Raw genomic sequence first — 13798 nt, forward strand, 5'->3', positions numbered from 1 at the left:
AGCAGAAATTAGTTTTGCAGTAAGTGCGTGGCTCATATTTTCCAATTTTAAGGGACAAGTTCTGAAATGTACTGAAGAAAGACTAGGCCGTCTGAACCCAGTCTTTTTCTCAATAGACTAAGTAATTCGCTTACTTATGCCTGCTGATCAGTAGTTATTAAATCTTCCTCAGTAACAAATAAATAAAATAAGGTGCACCTATAAGTGCAGTCATCACACCAGCAGGGATCCCATCTGGCATGACAATATTATGGCCGATTAAATCAGCGAAAAGTAGTAACCAGCCTCCAATCAGAATCGCAATAGGCATAAATAACTGGAATCTCGGGCCAATGAGAGATTTCGCTAAATGAGGCGCCATTAATCCCACGAAGGCGATTCCTCCTGTGACTGACACAGCGGTAGCTGCCAGAGCAACCGCTGTAAAAAGTAATATAATCCGTTCTCTATTAATCGCTAAGCCGACGCCAATGCTAAGAGAGTCATTTAAAGTCAATAGATTTAGGCGATTGGCTTTAATTAAAGTAAAGGGAATAAGAACTACAAGCCATGAAATTAAAGACCAGACAAAAGGCCAGCTAGTCCCCCAAATATTTCCTGCAAGCCATTCCGCGATAAAAGAGACCTTTTGCGCATCTGTAGACGAAATAATAATGATCATTAATCCTGAAAGAGCTAAGGAAAAGCCCACACCAACTAACACTAATTTGACCGGTTCAAAGCCTGTTTTTCGACTGTTAGAAAACAGGAAAATCAAATAAGTTGTTATTAAAGCACCAAAAAAAGCCACGACTGGGATCATGTAGGAAAAGTTGCCCTGATCAATAGGGAAGAACAGATAAAAGATGGTAATAGTCAAGCCAGCACCGGAGTTAATACCGATGATTCCTGGGTCCGCTAAATCATTTTTTGTGAGGCCTTGTAGAATGGCACCTGACACCGAAAGAGCCATTCCTGAAAAAAAGGTGATGATCATGCGCGGCAGTCGAACACCCACTAATACGAATTGATCATCAAAACTTCCGTGTCCAAGTAGAGTTGGTAAAATTTCACTATAAGAAACTGAACCGCTGCCGATGCCCATTCCAATTAAGAGAGTAGCAAGGATCAGCATGCATAGAAGGCCAAGGATGATTTTCTGTTTACGAAGTATGTGTGGATTGATCATGAGAATACCTTCCCACCTTTATGGACCACGAATAAAAAGAAAGGTAAACCGAATATGGCAACAATGGCGGCAACTGGGGTTTCATAGGGGGCATTGATCATACGTCCAAGTGTATCAGCGATGGTCATAAAAGTAGCCCCAATGATCGCCGACATCGGAATGACCGCGCGATAATCCGTTCCGACAATGGGGCGAACCATGTGAGGAATCATTAATCCGATAAACGCTAAATTTCCGACAAGCGCAACAGAAGTACCAGCTAAGAGTATAATTACAACATAGAGAATCATTTTAACTTGTTCCGTTCTTTGCCCGAGACCAACCGCGATTTCTTCATTCAAACTTAGAACGGTTAACTGCCGGGAGAAGAGCATCGCAATAAAAAGGCCGACAAAAATGATGGGCGCAATAACTTCGAGTTGTTTCCAAGATGTTCCGACCAATCCCCCTGCCGTCCACATAGAGACATCCTTAGATAATTTAAAGGTCAAAGCAACGCCTTGTGCTACCGCCTCAAGGAAGGCAGAAACCGCTGCCCCTGCTAAAACAATACGAAATGGGGAAAAACCCTCTTTCTTCAAAGCCCCAATCCCAAACACCAACATGACTCCAAGAGCTGCACCAATAAAACAAGCCACCATGATTCCGAAATAATTTATGGAAGGAACAATAGCAAGGCATAATGCGAGTGCTGCATTTGCCCCTGCTGTTAAACCGAGTAAACCAGGGTCTGCTAATGGATTTCTTGTTAAGCCCTGCATAATGGCTCCTGCTACAGCTAAAGAGGCTCCAACAAATATAGCCCCTATTTCTCGTGGTAAGCGGATCTCACGAATAATATCAAGCGCTTCTCCTTGATGATGAGTAGTAAGCGAAAGCCAAATATCTTGAGTGGTCATTGTTGCTGCTCCTAATCGAATAGCGATTAACGTGAAAAAAATGAAAAGCAAAAAACTAATGATGAATCTATAGACGATAGGGAGTAGATGCCTTTGTTTAACCATTTGAATCACTCATCCTCTTTCCGAATCTTATTTATGTTAGCAAGAAAGAGGGTTTGGAAGTCCCGCTCTCAATTGCGAAACTTCTTCTCCCTCTCTTTTCACTATTGCTTGCCTAAAAAAATCTTTTGGAAATAGTTAAGTTGGTAGTCTAATGAAATAGGATCATTGAAGCTGAAAGATGCGTCATTCACTTTAAACACATGATGATTTGTAACAGCAGGAATCTCTTTGTAGATCTTTGTTTTTTCAAATGATGTATCGGACCCGGGCTGCATACTTAGAATGACATAATCTCCAAAGTATTCAGGAAGAACTTCTTGTGAAATTTGATAATAACCAGGTTTGAGCGCTTTTTCTTTTACAAGTTCTGGCATTTTTAAATGCATTTCTTGATAAAGTATTTCTGTCCCTCTTCCCCAATTATCACCAAAAACATAAAATTGCTTAGCCGATGTTCCAATGACGGAGACAGTCGTATTTGCACCGATTTTAGCTTTGATTTTTTTTTCTAATGCTTGTGCTCTTTGGTGATAACTTGCCACCCAAGCATCTGCTTCCTTCTCTTTATTGACTAATTTTCCTATCGCCTCAAACTGTTTTAAATAGTCAAGCTTTCCATAAGTATAGGTTACGGTTGGAGCAATTTTCTTCAAGCGGTCAATATTTTTGGTAGTTGAATAACCAATAATTAAATCCGGTTTAAGAGACGCAATTTTCTCCAGATCATCCGCTGAAACTTCCTCAACCCCTTTTAAATAGGGTTTGTAATTTGGATTGTTCTCAGCATAGGTGTCCACACCGACTAGATGAATCCCCAGTTTGATCACATCTCCAGCTGAAAGATCGAGTACCACGACTCTTTTCGGGTGTGCCGGAACTTTAACAGGACCATTCTCTGACTGATAGGTGACCATTTTCGGTCGAGCTGATTCCGCTGAACCACTTCCTTTTTTGGATCCCCCAGATGTATTGGATTGACTGTTCCCGCATGCATTAAGAAATAGTACCAGGAGCAATAGAATAGGTAGACCTTTTTTTAACATGTTGTTTTTCTCCTTTTACAAGATTATAGGTAAGACACATCGGCTTTTTTGTCTGCGGATCACGGCCTATGACAGCCTCGATTTGAAAAACTTCTCTTAAGATATCGTGACGAATGACTTCTTCACTCGTTCCTGCCTTAACAACTTTCCCGGCTTTAAGTGCGATAATAAAATCGGCAAAACGTGCTGCTTGATTTAAATCATGAAGCACCATCACAATCGTTCGTTCCCGCTCTTTGTTTAACCGATCCAAAAGCTCTAAGACTTCTAATTGGTGAGCCAAGTCTAAATAGGTAGTCGGTTCATCCAAAAAAATAATATCAGTTTCTTGAGCCAAGGCCATTGCAATCCAGACCCGTTGCTTCTGGCCACCGGAGAGGGCATCAATCGAGTGATGTTTAAATTGGAGGACTCCGGTCTCTTCCATCGCCCAATTAATTACATTAAAATCCTCTTTTGAAAGACGACCGAATCCTTTTTGATAGGGAAAACGACCATACGACACGAGTTCACCGACCGAGAGTCCTGGGGAGCTTTCAGGTGACTGCGGCAATATCGCTATTTTTTTGGCTAAATCCTTAGTTGGTTCTTTAGAAATCCTTTTTCCATCTAAAATAATCGAACCGGATTGATGGGAAATAATACGCGTCATCGCTTTTAAGAGAGTTGACTTTCCACATCCATTAGAACCAATGATGGCTGTAATACTTTTATCAGGAATTCGAATGGATAAATCTTGTACGATTAAGCGATCCCCATAGCCTATATGTAACTGATCAGTATAAAGGCGAACCATAAACTTTCCTCCTTATGAAAAATTTTGCAAATCACTATTGATAATGATTATCAATTTCATTTACAATGTGATTATAATGAGAATGATTTTCAATTGTCAACAATATTTTTAAATTATCTAATTAATAATCATCAACATTTTTTTGATGAAAACTGTTATAGGAGTGATTGGCATGAGTCAGATGGAATGCTTTGATGTAACCATTATCGGAGGTGGACCAGCTGGACTATATTCTGCTTTTTATAGTGGTTTAAGAGAAATGAAGACTAAAATTATTGAATTTCAGCCTTACTTAGGTGGTAAGATTCATGTTTACCCTGAGAAAATGATATGGGATGTTGGAGGATTAACACCATTAAGCGGAGCAAAGCTAATTGAACAAACTGTTAAACAGGGCTTAACGTTCGACCCAGAAGTGGTGTTGAATGAACAAATTACTTCGATTAAGCGTGATACGGAGGGGTATTTTACATTAATCGCGGCATCGGGAAGTGAGCACTATTCGAAAACGGTCATTGTTGCTGTCGGAAGTGGTATTTTGAAACCTCAAAAGTTGGCGATCGAAGGGGCTGAACTATTTGAAGTCTCTAATCTACATTACACAATAAAATCATTAAATAGCTTTAAGGACAAAACGGTTATTATTTCAGGAGGAGGTAATTCAGCAATTGATTGGGCCATTGAATTAGAACCAGTTGCCAAAAAAGTATACTTAGCCCATAGAAGGGCGAATTTAACTGGACATGAGGCACAAATTACTCATTTGATGAATGGCTCTGTGACTTGCTTTTTTAATACCTCTATTACTAAGTTAAAGGCTAGTATTGATTGTATCTCGATTGATCGTGTCGAATTAACAAACCATGAGACCGGCGATAGCTTTGAATTGCCGATCGATGATGTTGTGGTTCATCATGGTTTTGAACAAGATGCCTCTCTATTAACCAATAGTGGGCTGTCTATTGAATTAGTTGACCAATTTTTCATTAAAGGGAATGCGAAAAGCGAATCTACTATACCAGGTCTTTACGCCTGTGGAGATATCCTTAATTATGAAGGGAAAGTCCATCTCATCGCTGGGGCCTTTCAAGACGCGGCTAATGCAGTTAATCAGGCTAAACGATTTATTGAACCAAAGGCTGAGGCAACGGCGATGGTATCTTCTCATAATGATCTATTTAAAAAGCGCAATGTCGCCCTTATTCAGCAACAATTAAAGTAACAGTTTGAATATCACTTGGTAAGGAAGATCTCAAAACTATATAAGTGGCATTAGTTTCGAAATGTGATATTACTAATCAATCCAAATCATGGGAGGAATGGTTTTGAAACTGTTAGATGGAATTAAATCAAGAAAGAGTATTGGAAAGGTTAAACCAGATCCAGTTGAAAAAGAGAAAATTGAAGCGATGTTGACTCTTGCAACCTATGCCCCCAACCATAAAATGACTGAGCCGTGGAGGTTTGTTGTTCTTACAGGCGAAGGCCGGAAAGTATTGGGAGATGCTTATAGAGATATTGCCTATGAAAAAGCAGAATCTCTCTCAATAGAACAATTGATGTCAATTGAAACGGCCCAACAAGGAAAGGCAAGACGTGCTCCAGTAATTATTGGAGTGGCTGTATCTTTTAGGAGTGAAGATGAAATTGAGAGAATGGAAGATCGCGCTGCTACCCATGCGGCTATACAGAATATGTTATTAGGTGCTCATGGAATGGGGCTTGGAGCTATATGGAGAAGTGGGGAACCCATGTATCATACAAGAATGAAAGACGCATTTGGTCTTGGTGGAAACGAGGAGATGGTTGGGCTTATATATGTTGGTTATGCTGAATTAGAACCTGAATTAAAGCCTAGAAAATCCTTTTCGGAATGCACCACTTGGATTGGTTAACATAAAAACGAATGAAAAGCGGAGGTATTTATAATAGAGTTCAAGCGGTCTTGTCGCATTGATAACTTGATCCTTTGTTTTCACTTTGGAAGCCAATAAGCGCTCAGCAATACAGAGGAAAGATTGACTCCATTTTCTATTTTCTATTGGCACTTAAATTTATTAGATTTCAAAAAATGAATTGAAAATGGGAATTCTCTGTGTTAAGTTTTAATTGATAATGAATATCATTGTCAATTAAAACGATAAAAGAAGGTGTTAAGTGTGATGACCTTTGTTTTTGTCATAGTTGCAGTGGTTATTTATGCATTAATCTTAAAACGTTTAGTATTTGGGAAAGAATTGAACCGTGATCGGAAAGTCTTTAAGAGGTCGTAAAAATAGGACACCGGAATGATTTACATCAACCTTGACATCACGCTTCTTTGCGTTTCGTTTGCTTGAGGCTCAATTGCCTGAACATCCTTGTGAGCGAACTAGAAATCAGTAAAAGAAAAAAGAAGGAGTTAAACTTTAGTTTAACTTGCCCGATTATCAAAAGGCTAGATAAAGGACTGCTGAGTTTTTTTCTATTAAGCGAAGGTCATCACGTTAAATTGTGGGTTTTTTTTCAATTTTATTGAAAATGATGATCAACCGTGTTATTTTAGAGTGGGAATGAAAATCATTATCAATTATAAAGTGATTGAGGACGGTGTTAGGTGTGACTTTTATTTTTGCAGGAGCAACCGTAATGATCTATGCATTTGTTTTAAAGTACATCTTAAAGCATGTGACAATTAGAAATTAATAGAACGTCTTGATTACGAGCGTTTTATGTAGTGTAAAAGCCATTAACTGTTCATAATAGTCATTTTGCCGGTACATATAAAAAAGTCCTTTCTATTATTCACTCACATCTTAAATTAATATTATTTAGACTTTCAAAATCAAGCATTGATGGACTTGCCATAATAGTTGCGATTGATAATTAGTAGAAACGGATTATTTTTTTTAATTATTTTAATTGATAATGATTATCGTTATCATAAGGAGACGTTGTTTATGAAACATTCTATTCTGAAGACTGGTTTAATTTGTCTTGGGGGAGCCGTCCTTATGGCTGTATTGGTTTGGCAGGCGATTACATCAGCGGGTAATCCAGATCCAACCGTACATGGGATTTCGCCAACGGCTGGGATTATCGATACATCGGTTCTAGTTTACCGCGAAGGGCTAGAGTGCATCATGGTTCTTGCTGCCATTATTTCTGGGCTTTTGCGCACACAAAAAGTGTATTGGAAGCCGATTGTTGGAGGAGCAGGTATAGGTTTTGGTGCTACTCTTGTTACTTGGTTTATCTTAGTTGGAGTTCTCGCGTTGGCAGCCGAAACCACATCAGAAAATAATATTCAAGCAGCAACAGGGCTTTTAGCAATTATTGTTTTAATTGTTATCATGAATTGGTTTTTCCATAAGATTTATTGGACGGGCTGGATCTCTTTTCATAATCGTAAGAAAAAGGAATTAATTAATTCTATGGAATCCGCAGAAGAGGATTCATTTGAGACTGTAAAATCTGTGGCATACAAAGGACTTATTTTACTTGGCTTCGCCTCTGTTTATCGGGAAGGATTCGAAGTTGATATTTTTCTTCAGAGCATTCGGATGCAGGTTGGAACGGCAAATGTTCTATTGGGGACAGCCTTTGCTTTGATACTCCTTGCAATAACCGGATACTTTACGTTCATAGCCCATAAGAAATTACCTTATAAGAAAATGCTAGTATTCACCGGTATTATGTTAGGCTTTGTCTTTGAGATCATGGTAGGAGAACAGGTAAACGAGATGCAGATAGCAAACTGGATTCCAACTCATACCTTCTCATTGGACATTCCGGCTTGGGCAGGAACTTGGTTTTCAATTTTTAACAATTGGGAAACAGTCATTGCTCAGGTTATTGCGGCAATAATTGTCATAGGCTCCTACTATGCAGCAAGTTCAGAAAGACTAAGGGCAAGAAAGAGAGCCTCTACCTCCAATACCGCTATGATCAAGTTGAAGAGTCAGGAATAGAAGCGTTTAAGAGTTTTTGCGATTTACAATAAAGCATTTAGAAGCGGTCAACAAAACATTGATATTAAGGCTGAAAACGGTATGACTGAAACAGGATTCACCATCGTTACAAGCAGGCTTTTTTCAAGTTTTACAAAAAACACGGAATCGTCAGCAACGATTGTTTTCGGGAAAAATAAAGAATCTGCAAATTTGACTAGAAAGTAATCAAAAAATGACGGAATACAAGCAGAGGGCGATTGTTCAAAAAGGACAATCGCTTTTGTGCGAGTGACAGCAAGTACAAGACAAGATTTTGAGGATGAAGGATGAGAATCGTAAAATTCATAAGATGAATGACTCGCTAAAATTCATTTCAACACTTGAATAATGAAAATTACTAGTGTTGATCGTTTTGTTGAAACAACGATGCTTGCATCAATTATTTAATAGCAACCATCTAAGAGTCAATTTGTTTTCAGTCAAGGGGCGTTTCTTCAACTTCAAAGAAGAGACGCTTTTTATTTTTCTTAACCAAAATAGAGAAATAGTGATATGCTGAAAATACAGAATGTTACGTTGACTATTTTGCGATTTGGAGGGAAGTTAAGCATTGAGAAAAAGGAGGCCTTTATTTGAAGAATTATGTAATGGCATTATCGATCGTATGCTTGGCGATTAGTATTGTAATCGGAAGTTGGTTGATTTCAAAAGGATTGAGTTCTGAAAATAAGAATTCAAGTGCCGAGATTACCCATTCACACCAATTGCTTACTCTGAAGCAGGTTTCATCCTATTTGGGCTTGAGCCAAAAAGATGTTTTAAAATTAATTTCGGCAAAGGGCCGCGAGATAGAACCTGATTTTCCACATATTAAAATTGGCAAAACGTATTATTTTAATGAAAACGCAGTAAATAATTGGGTTCAGAAATCAGAACTTGAGATCCCTTAAGCAATGGCTTTCTCTACTAAACGCAATTAAGCATTATCGTACTTTTTGATTGCTGAGGCCGCAGTCATCACCGCTCACGAGGAATTCCCAAATGCTCCAACAAGGAATAGCCAAGAGACTTAAAGAATACGAATATCAATTCATCTTTTTAAAGGAGGCATTTTTCAGTGATCGATGAACAAACAATTAGTGAACTTATTCAAGAAGATAAATGGATGATGGATCTATTAAAAGCAGCGAAATCTTTAAACTTACCTGATTGGTGGATATGTGCTGGATTTGTTCGTTCAAAAATATGGGATACCCTGCATAACTTCAGTGCAAGAACGCCAATCCCGGATATTGATGTCATTTATTTTGATCCTGAAAGAATGGATGAATTAGAGGAAAAGAGACTTGAGGACAGGCTAAAAACGGTTAGGCCGAACATTCCTTGGTCTGTAAAGAATGAAGCAAGAATGCACATTAAAAGCAAAATGCCGCCTTATTCTTCGTCAGTTGATGCGATTTCTAAGTTTCCAGAGACAGCCACTGCTTTAGGCGTAACACTAGATGAAAGGGATCATGTGATCTTAACCGCCCCATGCGGTATTCGTGATGTGGTAAATCTCGAGGTAAAACCGACTTCTTATTTTAAAGAAACTAAAGAGCGAATCGTCATCTATGAAGAACGCCTCGCAAAAAAGAACTGGAAATCAATATGGGGTCATTTAACCATCCATTCAATCCATCATTCTTATTAACGGCTGCTTGAGTCGAAGTGCTACGTGAGGAGGAATTTAAATGGTTCCACTAATAGTAACTGTCATACTGCTCGTTGCCACTGTTCTTTCCATAACCGCTTTGATTAAGAAAAGAAAAAAAGCGGGTGCTACAGGGATAACAACAGCTCTAACTCCAATTTGTATGTATCTAATTGCCTTAACCAATTTACTGGCTTATTGGTTGGATTTTATAGGCGTATTGAGTTGGGCCATAACTATCATCCTATTAATTTCAGGGGCATATTTCACAAAATATAGGCCTCAACCGGACAAATAACTATTTCCACGTGCGGTGCGGCATTTTTCCAGGTTGTGCTTATACTTAATGGAAGTAGATGAAAAAATCAAGCAGAATGTTGAGTCTGAAATTAGAAATATGTCAGATAGATAATGGTGCAGCATTTCTGTGTAAAAAATGAAAATGGTTTTCTAAGGGAGGATATATACTTTGAATCAACATAACTTTATCCTAACACAGTATCAGCCTAAATATGCTGAACAGACAGTAGAAATGTGGCGGACTAGTAAAGAACAGGCCATAGGTCAGAAAGAAAGTCATAGTTTCGAAAATCATATCTATTTTTTAAATCAAATCTTACCAGAACAATATCAAATAGATTTAGCGTTAATGGGTGATCAGGTGGTTGGGATGATTGCCTATAATGAAAGTGAAATAAGCCAGCTTTATATTCATATTGATTATCAAGGAATCGGTATAGGTCAAGCCTTGCTTGATAGAGTAAAAGAACAATCGAGCGGGAGATTAACTTTATATACGTTTGAAGTAAATGAAAACGCACAACGATTTTATGAAAAGAATGGATTTAAAATCATTGGCAGAGGACATGAAAATGAAGAAAATTTACTGGATATTCAATATGAATGGACTTTGAAATAGAGAAAGAAAGCTCAAATCGGAATGAGGGAAGCTTCCTCGTATTATTAGTATTTATTTAATTAGTGGAAGGCTGTGAGGTTAGTTGAGAGATACTAAAGCCATGCTGTTTGATTTGGATGAGACCTTACTTGATAGGACTCAGGCAGTCGAACAATTGTTTTTAATGATTTTAGAAAAGTGTTATGGGGATGTTAAGCAGTCAGTTCGAACTGATATGTTGAAGACATTCAAAGCCTATGATACTAAAAGCTATGGCCACAATGATAAAACAACTGTTTTGGAATCATTCTTTGACGAATTTCCACCCAAATATCGATTGCCGCGTTATGCTATTCAAGATTTTTGGAATTATAATTTTCCTCACTGTTTCATTAGAGACCAAAAGACCATAAATATCGTCAATAAAATAAAAGAGCGATATCAAGTAGCGATTATCACAAATGGCTCAACACAGAGACAAAAAGCTAAAATAATGAACACAGAGTTGAATAGTTGTTTTAATCTAATCATTATTTCTGAAGAAGTGGGACTTCGTAAACCGGATAAACGTATATTTGAATTAGCATTAACTAGGCTTAGTGTACAACCGGAAAATGCTTTATTTGTTGGCGATGACCTAGAAAAGGATATTGGCGGTTGTCAAAATGCAGGTATGAAGGGCATATGGTTCAATCCTCATAAAATCAAGAATGAAACTGACATAAAACCTGATGCCGAAATCCATTCTTTTGATGGCTTATTAAGTTATTTAACTCAACTTCCACTCTACGAAAGTTGAGTAACTGATAGTTTATTATTATACTTCTATCTGTTAGAGTGACATGATATCAGGTCCGTATTTTTACACACTTGCAAAAGGCCACTTAGAATCAAACAAAGAAAAAAGCAGACACCATTGAAGTATCAATCTGCATGGGGAAAAATGGAGATATTCCTTGAGCACATAGCTGATCAAGCCGATTTCTATAAAATTGTTCTTGGTTCTAAGCGTATCCCGCTTTTCAGAGAGCGGTTATTAACGTCTTTTGCAGATTTCATTTCCTCCAAATGGATTGAGAAAAAGGGAAGTAAAAAAATGAAAGTTTTGAAAGTATAAACCAGGAAATTTTAATTTGGTACGATTCCTCAGTATTGATAGGTACAATAGAGGCGTGGCTTCAAAACGATTTACCCTACTCTCCATCCTTCAAATCCACAATTTTATCAAGTTCATCTTAAATTTTACGGATCGTTAGTCAAGGGGTGTAATATTCTATATTTTCAGCGTGTCATTATTTTCCTCTTTATAGAGACAAATTAAAAATATCTCTTCCCAGGTTATTGAAGATACGCCCCTGTTAGCTTAAGTGAGTTTCATCACAAAGTGTAAAATCTAATGAATATCTTATTATAAATAATCTGATATAATTTACTTAAAGGTGGTGTTGCTTATGTTAGAAGAACAAAACAATGAACCAAAAAGGAAATATGAATGGTTAAGTAAATGGGCTAAAATGACTGGCGAACGGGCTAGGATAGATGCAAAAGCAAACAACACATATATAGTATATGAAAAAAACGGTAAACTTGTAAAAGAATTTCCTAATGGTGATATTGTTCCTCTAAAAAAAGACGGTGAATCTTAATGAACAACCACAAACCTTTACTTTTTGTGTTTGCAGGTACAACGGAAGCGGTAAAAGCACATTACGGAGCCTTATAATTGATAGGATTGGTGTTGATATCAATATTGACCCAGATGCAATTGCCCGAAGAATCGATCCAGAAAATCCTGAAGATAAAAGAGTATCAGCAGGTAAAGAAGTCATAAAATCCATCAATAAATACATTAAAGAGGGCAGAGACTTTTCGATAGAAACAACACTTGCTGGTATGAATGCTATCAAACAAATCTCTGATAATTTTTAAGAGGACTAGGATCTTTCTCAACAGTCGTTTCAGAATCACTGGACCAATCTTTATAAATAAGAGCTTTGACGTTTTTAGCTTCATTAAGTTTTCATAAGGTTATGATTGTTCTCGAAGATTAATATCAGGGGTGAGGGAATGATTGAAGCACTAACAAATCAAATTCCATTCATAAGTAATTGTAAGAAAATAATTCAAATTAAAAAGGGAGCTTCTTCTGATAAAAAATATTTAATAAATCTTGAGGATAACCAAAAGGTCCTTCTTCGAGTGTTTAATCATGAAGCGTTGGAGGCTAAAAAGGCGGAATATTCAATCCTCGAGAAGATGAGAGATTATAACGTTACCTGTTCTCAACCAATTTCTATTGGTAAGGTTGATAATCGTGGCTATATACTCACAACGTACATAGAGGGCAAAGATGCTGAGGATGAACTTCCACTATGCACAGAACAAGAACAGTTCAATATTGGGATTGAAGCTGGACAAAACTTAAGAAAAATGCACCAGTATACTGCTCCAAGCCATGTCACTTCTTGGTATTTAAGGAAAAAGGAAAAACATCAAAAGTATTTAGACGCTTACCTAAAATGTGAGATGAAGATTCAGAATGACCAAAAAATAATAAAATTTATTGAAGAGAATATTCATCTTATGAAACAACGTCCTAATATATTTCAACATGATGATTTTCATGTCGGCAACATCATTGTAAATAAGAAGAAATTTGCTGGTGTTATAGACTTTAATAGGTATGATTGGGGAGACCCAATTCATGAATTCCTTAAAATTGGCATTTTTAGTCGGAAAGTAAGCATTCCCTTTTCAATAGGACAAATTCAAGGTTATTACAATAACACTGAGCCCGAAGAATATTTCTGGAGGCTGTATTCACTTTACTTGGCAATGTGTGTATTTTCTACTGTAATATGGACTATAAAAACCATTCCCGACAGCATAGATGATATGCTCGAAAAAGTTTATCTGTTTTTAGAAGACCATGATAACTTTAGAGAATTAAAACCTAAGTGGTATACAGTTTGAATGTGAATAGTAAAGTGGACGCCATTGTCAAGATACTTTTTTAAAAGAATATAAGGTGAGGAAGTTCCCATTGGACCTTGTAATGCCAATATCTTCTTTGTTGGCAGGTATCTTTTTGAGAGTTTGATCCTGTCTCAGGACGGACGCTGGAGGCGTGCCTAATACATGCAAGTCGAGTGCGTGAAACTTGATTCAGCAAGGTATTGTTTATGATCAAAAATGAAGATGTTGCTGATTTCATTATCTTGAAAATGGTTAATCAATATCTTTTATTGAAGACGATAGCTTTTA

At 37.4% G+C, this 13798-nt stretch carries 16 protein-coding genes; 12 read left to right on the forward strand and 4 right to left on the reverse strand.

The features are described from left to right. Positions 1-157 precede the first annotated feature (157 nt). The 4 genes from PU629_RS08810 to PU629_RS08825 form a co-directional block, all read right to left on the reverse strand. Complete coding sequence (locus tag PU629_RS08810) at positions 158-1168, reverse strand: FecCD family ABC transporter permease (RefSeq protein ID WP_275283898.1); 1011 nt, start codon at positions 1166-1168, stop codon at positions 158-160. Then, positions 1165-2172: a FecCD family ABC transporter permease gene (locus PU629_RS08815; RefSeq protein ID WP_275283899.1), complete on the reverse strand. Its 1008-nt coding sequence runs from the start codon at positions 2170-2172 to the stop codon at positions 1165-1167. Before PU629_RS08815 ends, PU629_RS08810 begins: the two co-directional genes overlap by 4 nt. A gap of 101 nt (positions 2173-2273) precedes the next feature. Then, positions 2274-3215, reverse strand: coding sequence for an iron-hydroxamate ABC transporter substrate-binding protein (locus PU629_RS08820; protein WP_275283900.1), 942 nt, complete (start codon positions 3213-3215; stop codon positions 2274-2276). Next, positions 3166-4011, reverse strand: coding sequence for an ABC transporter ATP-binding protein (locus PU629_RS08825; RefSeq protein ID WP_275283901.1), 846 nt, complete (start codon positions 4009-4011; stop codon positions 3166-3168). Before PU629_RS08825 ends, PU629_RS08820 begins: the two co-directional genes overlap by 50 nt. A 172-nt stretch (positions 4012-4183) precedes the next feature. Here PU629_RS08825 and PU629_RS08830 point away from each other — a divergent pair, with 172 nt between their 5' ends. The 12 genes from PU629_RS08830 (at position 4184) to PU629_RS08885 (ending at position 13507) form a co-directional block, all read left to right on the forward strand. Beyond that, the gene (locus PU629_RS08830) at positions 4184-5233 is read left to right on the forward strand and encodes an NAD(P)/FAD-dependent oxidoreductase (protein ID WP_275283902.1); all 1050 of its coding nucleotides are present in this window, start codon (positions 4184-4186) and stop codon (positions 5231-5233) included. A gap of 103 nt (positions 5234-5336) precedes the next feature. Further along, complete coding sequence (locus tag PU629_RS08835; RefSeq protein WP_275283903.1) at positions 5337-5906, forward strand: nitroreductase family protein; 570 nt, start codon at positions 5337-5339, stop codon at positions 5904-5906. A 1044-nt stretch (positions 5907-6950) separates the two neighbouring features. Then, positions 6951-7961 carry an FTR1 family iron permease gene (locus PU629_RS08840; RefSeq protein ID WP_275283904.1) on the forward strand — a complete coding sequence of 337 codons (1011 nt, stop codon included), beginning with the start codon at positions 6951-6953 and terminating at the stop codon, positions 7959-7961. A gap of 614 nt (positions 7962-8575) precedes the next feature. Beyond that, positions 8576-8893 carry a helix-turn-helix domain-containing protein gene (locus PU629_RS08845; protein WP_275283905.1) on the forward strand — a complete coding sequence of 106 codons (318 nt, stop codon included), beginning with the start codon at positions 8576-8578 and terminating at the stop codon, positions 8891-8893. A gap of 215 nt (positions 8894-9108) precedes the next feature. Then, entirely contained in the window at positions 9109-9636 is a 528-nt protein-coding gene (locus tag PU629_RS08850; protein WP_275284387.1) for a nucleotidyltransferase family protein, read from the forward strand. Between the two features lie 40 nt (positions 9637-9676). Next, positions 9677-9934, forward strand: a complete 258-nt coding sequence (locus PU629_RS08855) for a hypothetical protein (RefSeq protein ID WP_275283906.1) — start codon at positions 9677-9679, stop codon at positions 9932-9934. Between the two features lie 171 nt (positions 9935-10105). Further along, positions 10106-10555, forward strand: coding sequence for a GNAT family N-acetyltransferase (locus PU629_RS08860; protein WP_275283907.1), 450 nt, complete (start codon positions 10106-10108; stop codon positions 10553-10555). Between the two features lie 100 nt (positions 10556-10655). Then, positions 10656-11333 carry an HAD family hydrolase gene (locus tag PU629_RS08865; protein WP_275284388.1) on the forward strand — a complete coding sequence of 226 codons (678 nt, stop codon included), beginning with the start codon at positions 10656-10658 and terminating at the stop codon, positions 11331-11333. 117 nt (positions 11334-11450) lie between these two features. Then, on the forward strand, positions 11451-11651 hold the full coding sequence (locus PU629_RS08870) for a TetR-like C-terminal domain-containing protein (protein WP_275283908.1): 201 nt from the start codon (positions 11451-11453) through the stop codon (positions 11649-11651). 334 nt (positions 11652-11985) lie between these two features. Then, positions 11986-12180, forward strand: a complete 195-nt coding sequence (locus PU629_RS08875; RefSeq protein ID WP_275283909.1) for a hypothetical protein — start codon at positions 11986-11988, stop codon at positions 12178-12180. After that, entirely contained in the window at positions 12170-12463 is a 294-nt protein-coding gene (locus tag PU629_RS08880) for a hypothetical protein (protein ID WP_275283910.1), read from the forward strand. The genes PU629_RS08875 and PU629_RS08880 overlap by 11 nt, the downstream gene beginning before the upstream one ends. A 138-nt stretch (positions 12464-12601) precedes the next feature. Next, positions 12602-13507, forward strand: coding sequence for an aminoglycoside phosphotransferase family protein (locus PU629_RS08885; protein WP_275283911.1), 906 nt, complete (start codon positions 12602-12604; stop codon positions 13505-13507). Positions 13508-13798: the final 291 nt, after the last annotated feature.

The organism is Pullulanibacillus sp. KACC 23026, assembly GCF_029094525.1.
In the GTDB taxonomy this organism is placed as follows: domain Bacteria; phylum Bacillota; class Bacilli; order Bacillales; family Sporolactobacillaceae; genus KACC-23026.

Excerpts from the sequence above, each read along its gene's own strand:
- PU629_RS08875 (WP_275283909.1), top strand. The coding sequence starts at position 11,986 with ATGTTAGAAGAACAAAACAATGAACCAAAAAGGAAATATGAATGGTTA.
- PU629_RS08810 (WP_275283898.1), bottom strand. The coding sequence starts at position 1,168 with ATGATCAATCCACACATACTTCGTAAACAGAAAATCATCCTTGGCCTT.
- PU629_RS08830 (WP_275283902.1), top strand. The coding sequence starts at position 4,184 with ATGAGTCAGATGGAATGCTTTGATGTAACCATTATCGGAGGTGGACCA.
- PU629_RS08815 (WP_275283899.1), bottom strand. The coding sequence starts at position 2,172 with ATGGTTAAACAAAGGCATCTACTCCCTATCGTCTATAGATTCATCATT.
- PU629_RS08885 (WP_275283911.1), top strand. The coding sequence starts at position 12,602 with ATGATTGAAGCACTAACAAATCAAATTCCATTCATAAGTAATTGTAAG.
- PU629_RS08825 (WP_275283901.1), bottom strand. The coding sequence starts at position 4,011 with ATGGTTCGCCTTTATACTGATCAGTTACATATAGGCTATGGGGATCGC.
- PU629_RS08840 (WP_275283904.1), top strand. The coding sequence starts at position 6,951 with ATGAAACATTCTATTCTGAAGACTGGTTTAATTTGTCTTGGGGGAGCC.
- PU629_RS08820 (WP_275283900.1), bottom strand. The coding sequence starts at position 3,215 with ATGTTAAAAAAAGGTCTACCTATTCTATTGCTCCTGGTACTATTTCTT.
- PU629_RS08850 (WP_275284387.1), top strand. The coding sequence starts at position 9,109 with ATGATGGATCTATTAAAAGCAGCGAAATCTTTAAACTTACCTGATTGG.
- PU629_RS08865 (WP_275284388.1), top strand. The coding sequence starts at position 10,656 with ATGCTGTTTGATTTGGATGAGACCTTACTTGATAGGACTCAGGCAGTC.
- PU629_RS08855 (WP_275283906.1), top strand. The coding sequence starts at position 9,677 with ATGGTTCCACTAATAGTAACTGTCATACTGCTCGTTGCCACTGTTCTT.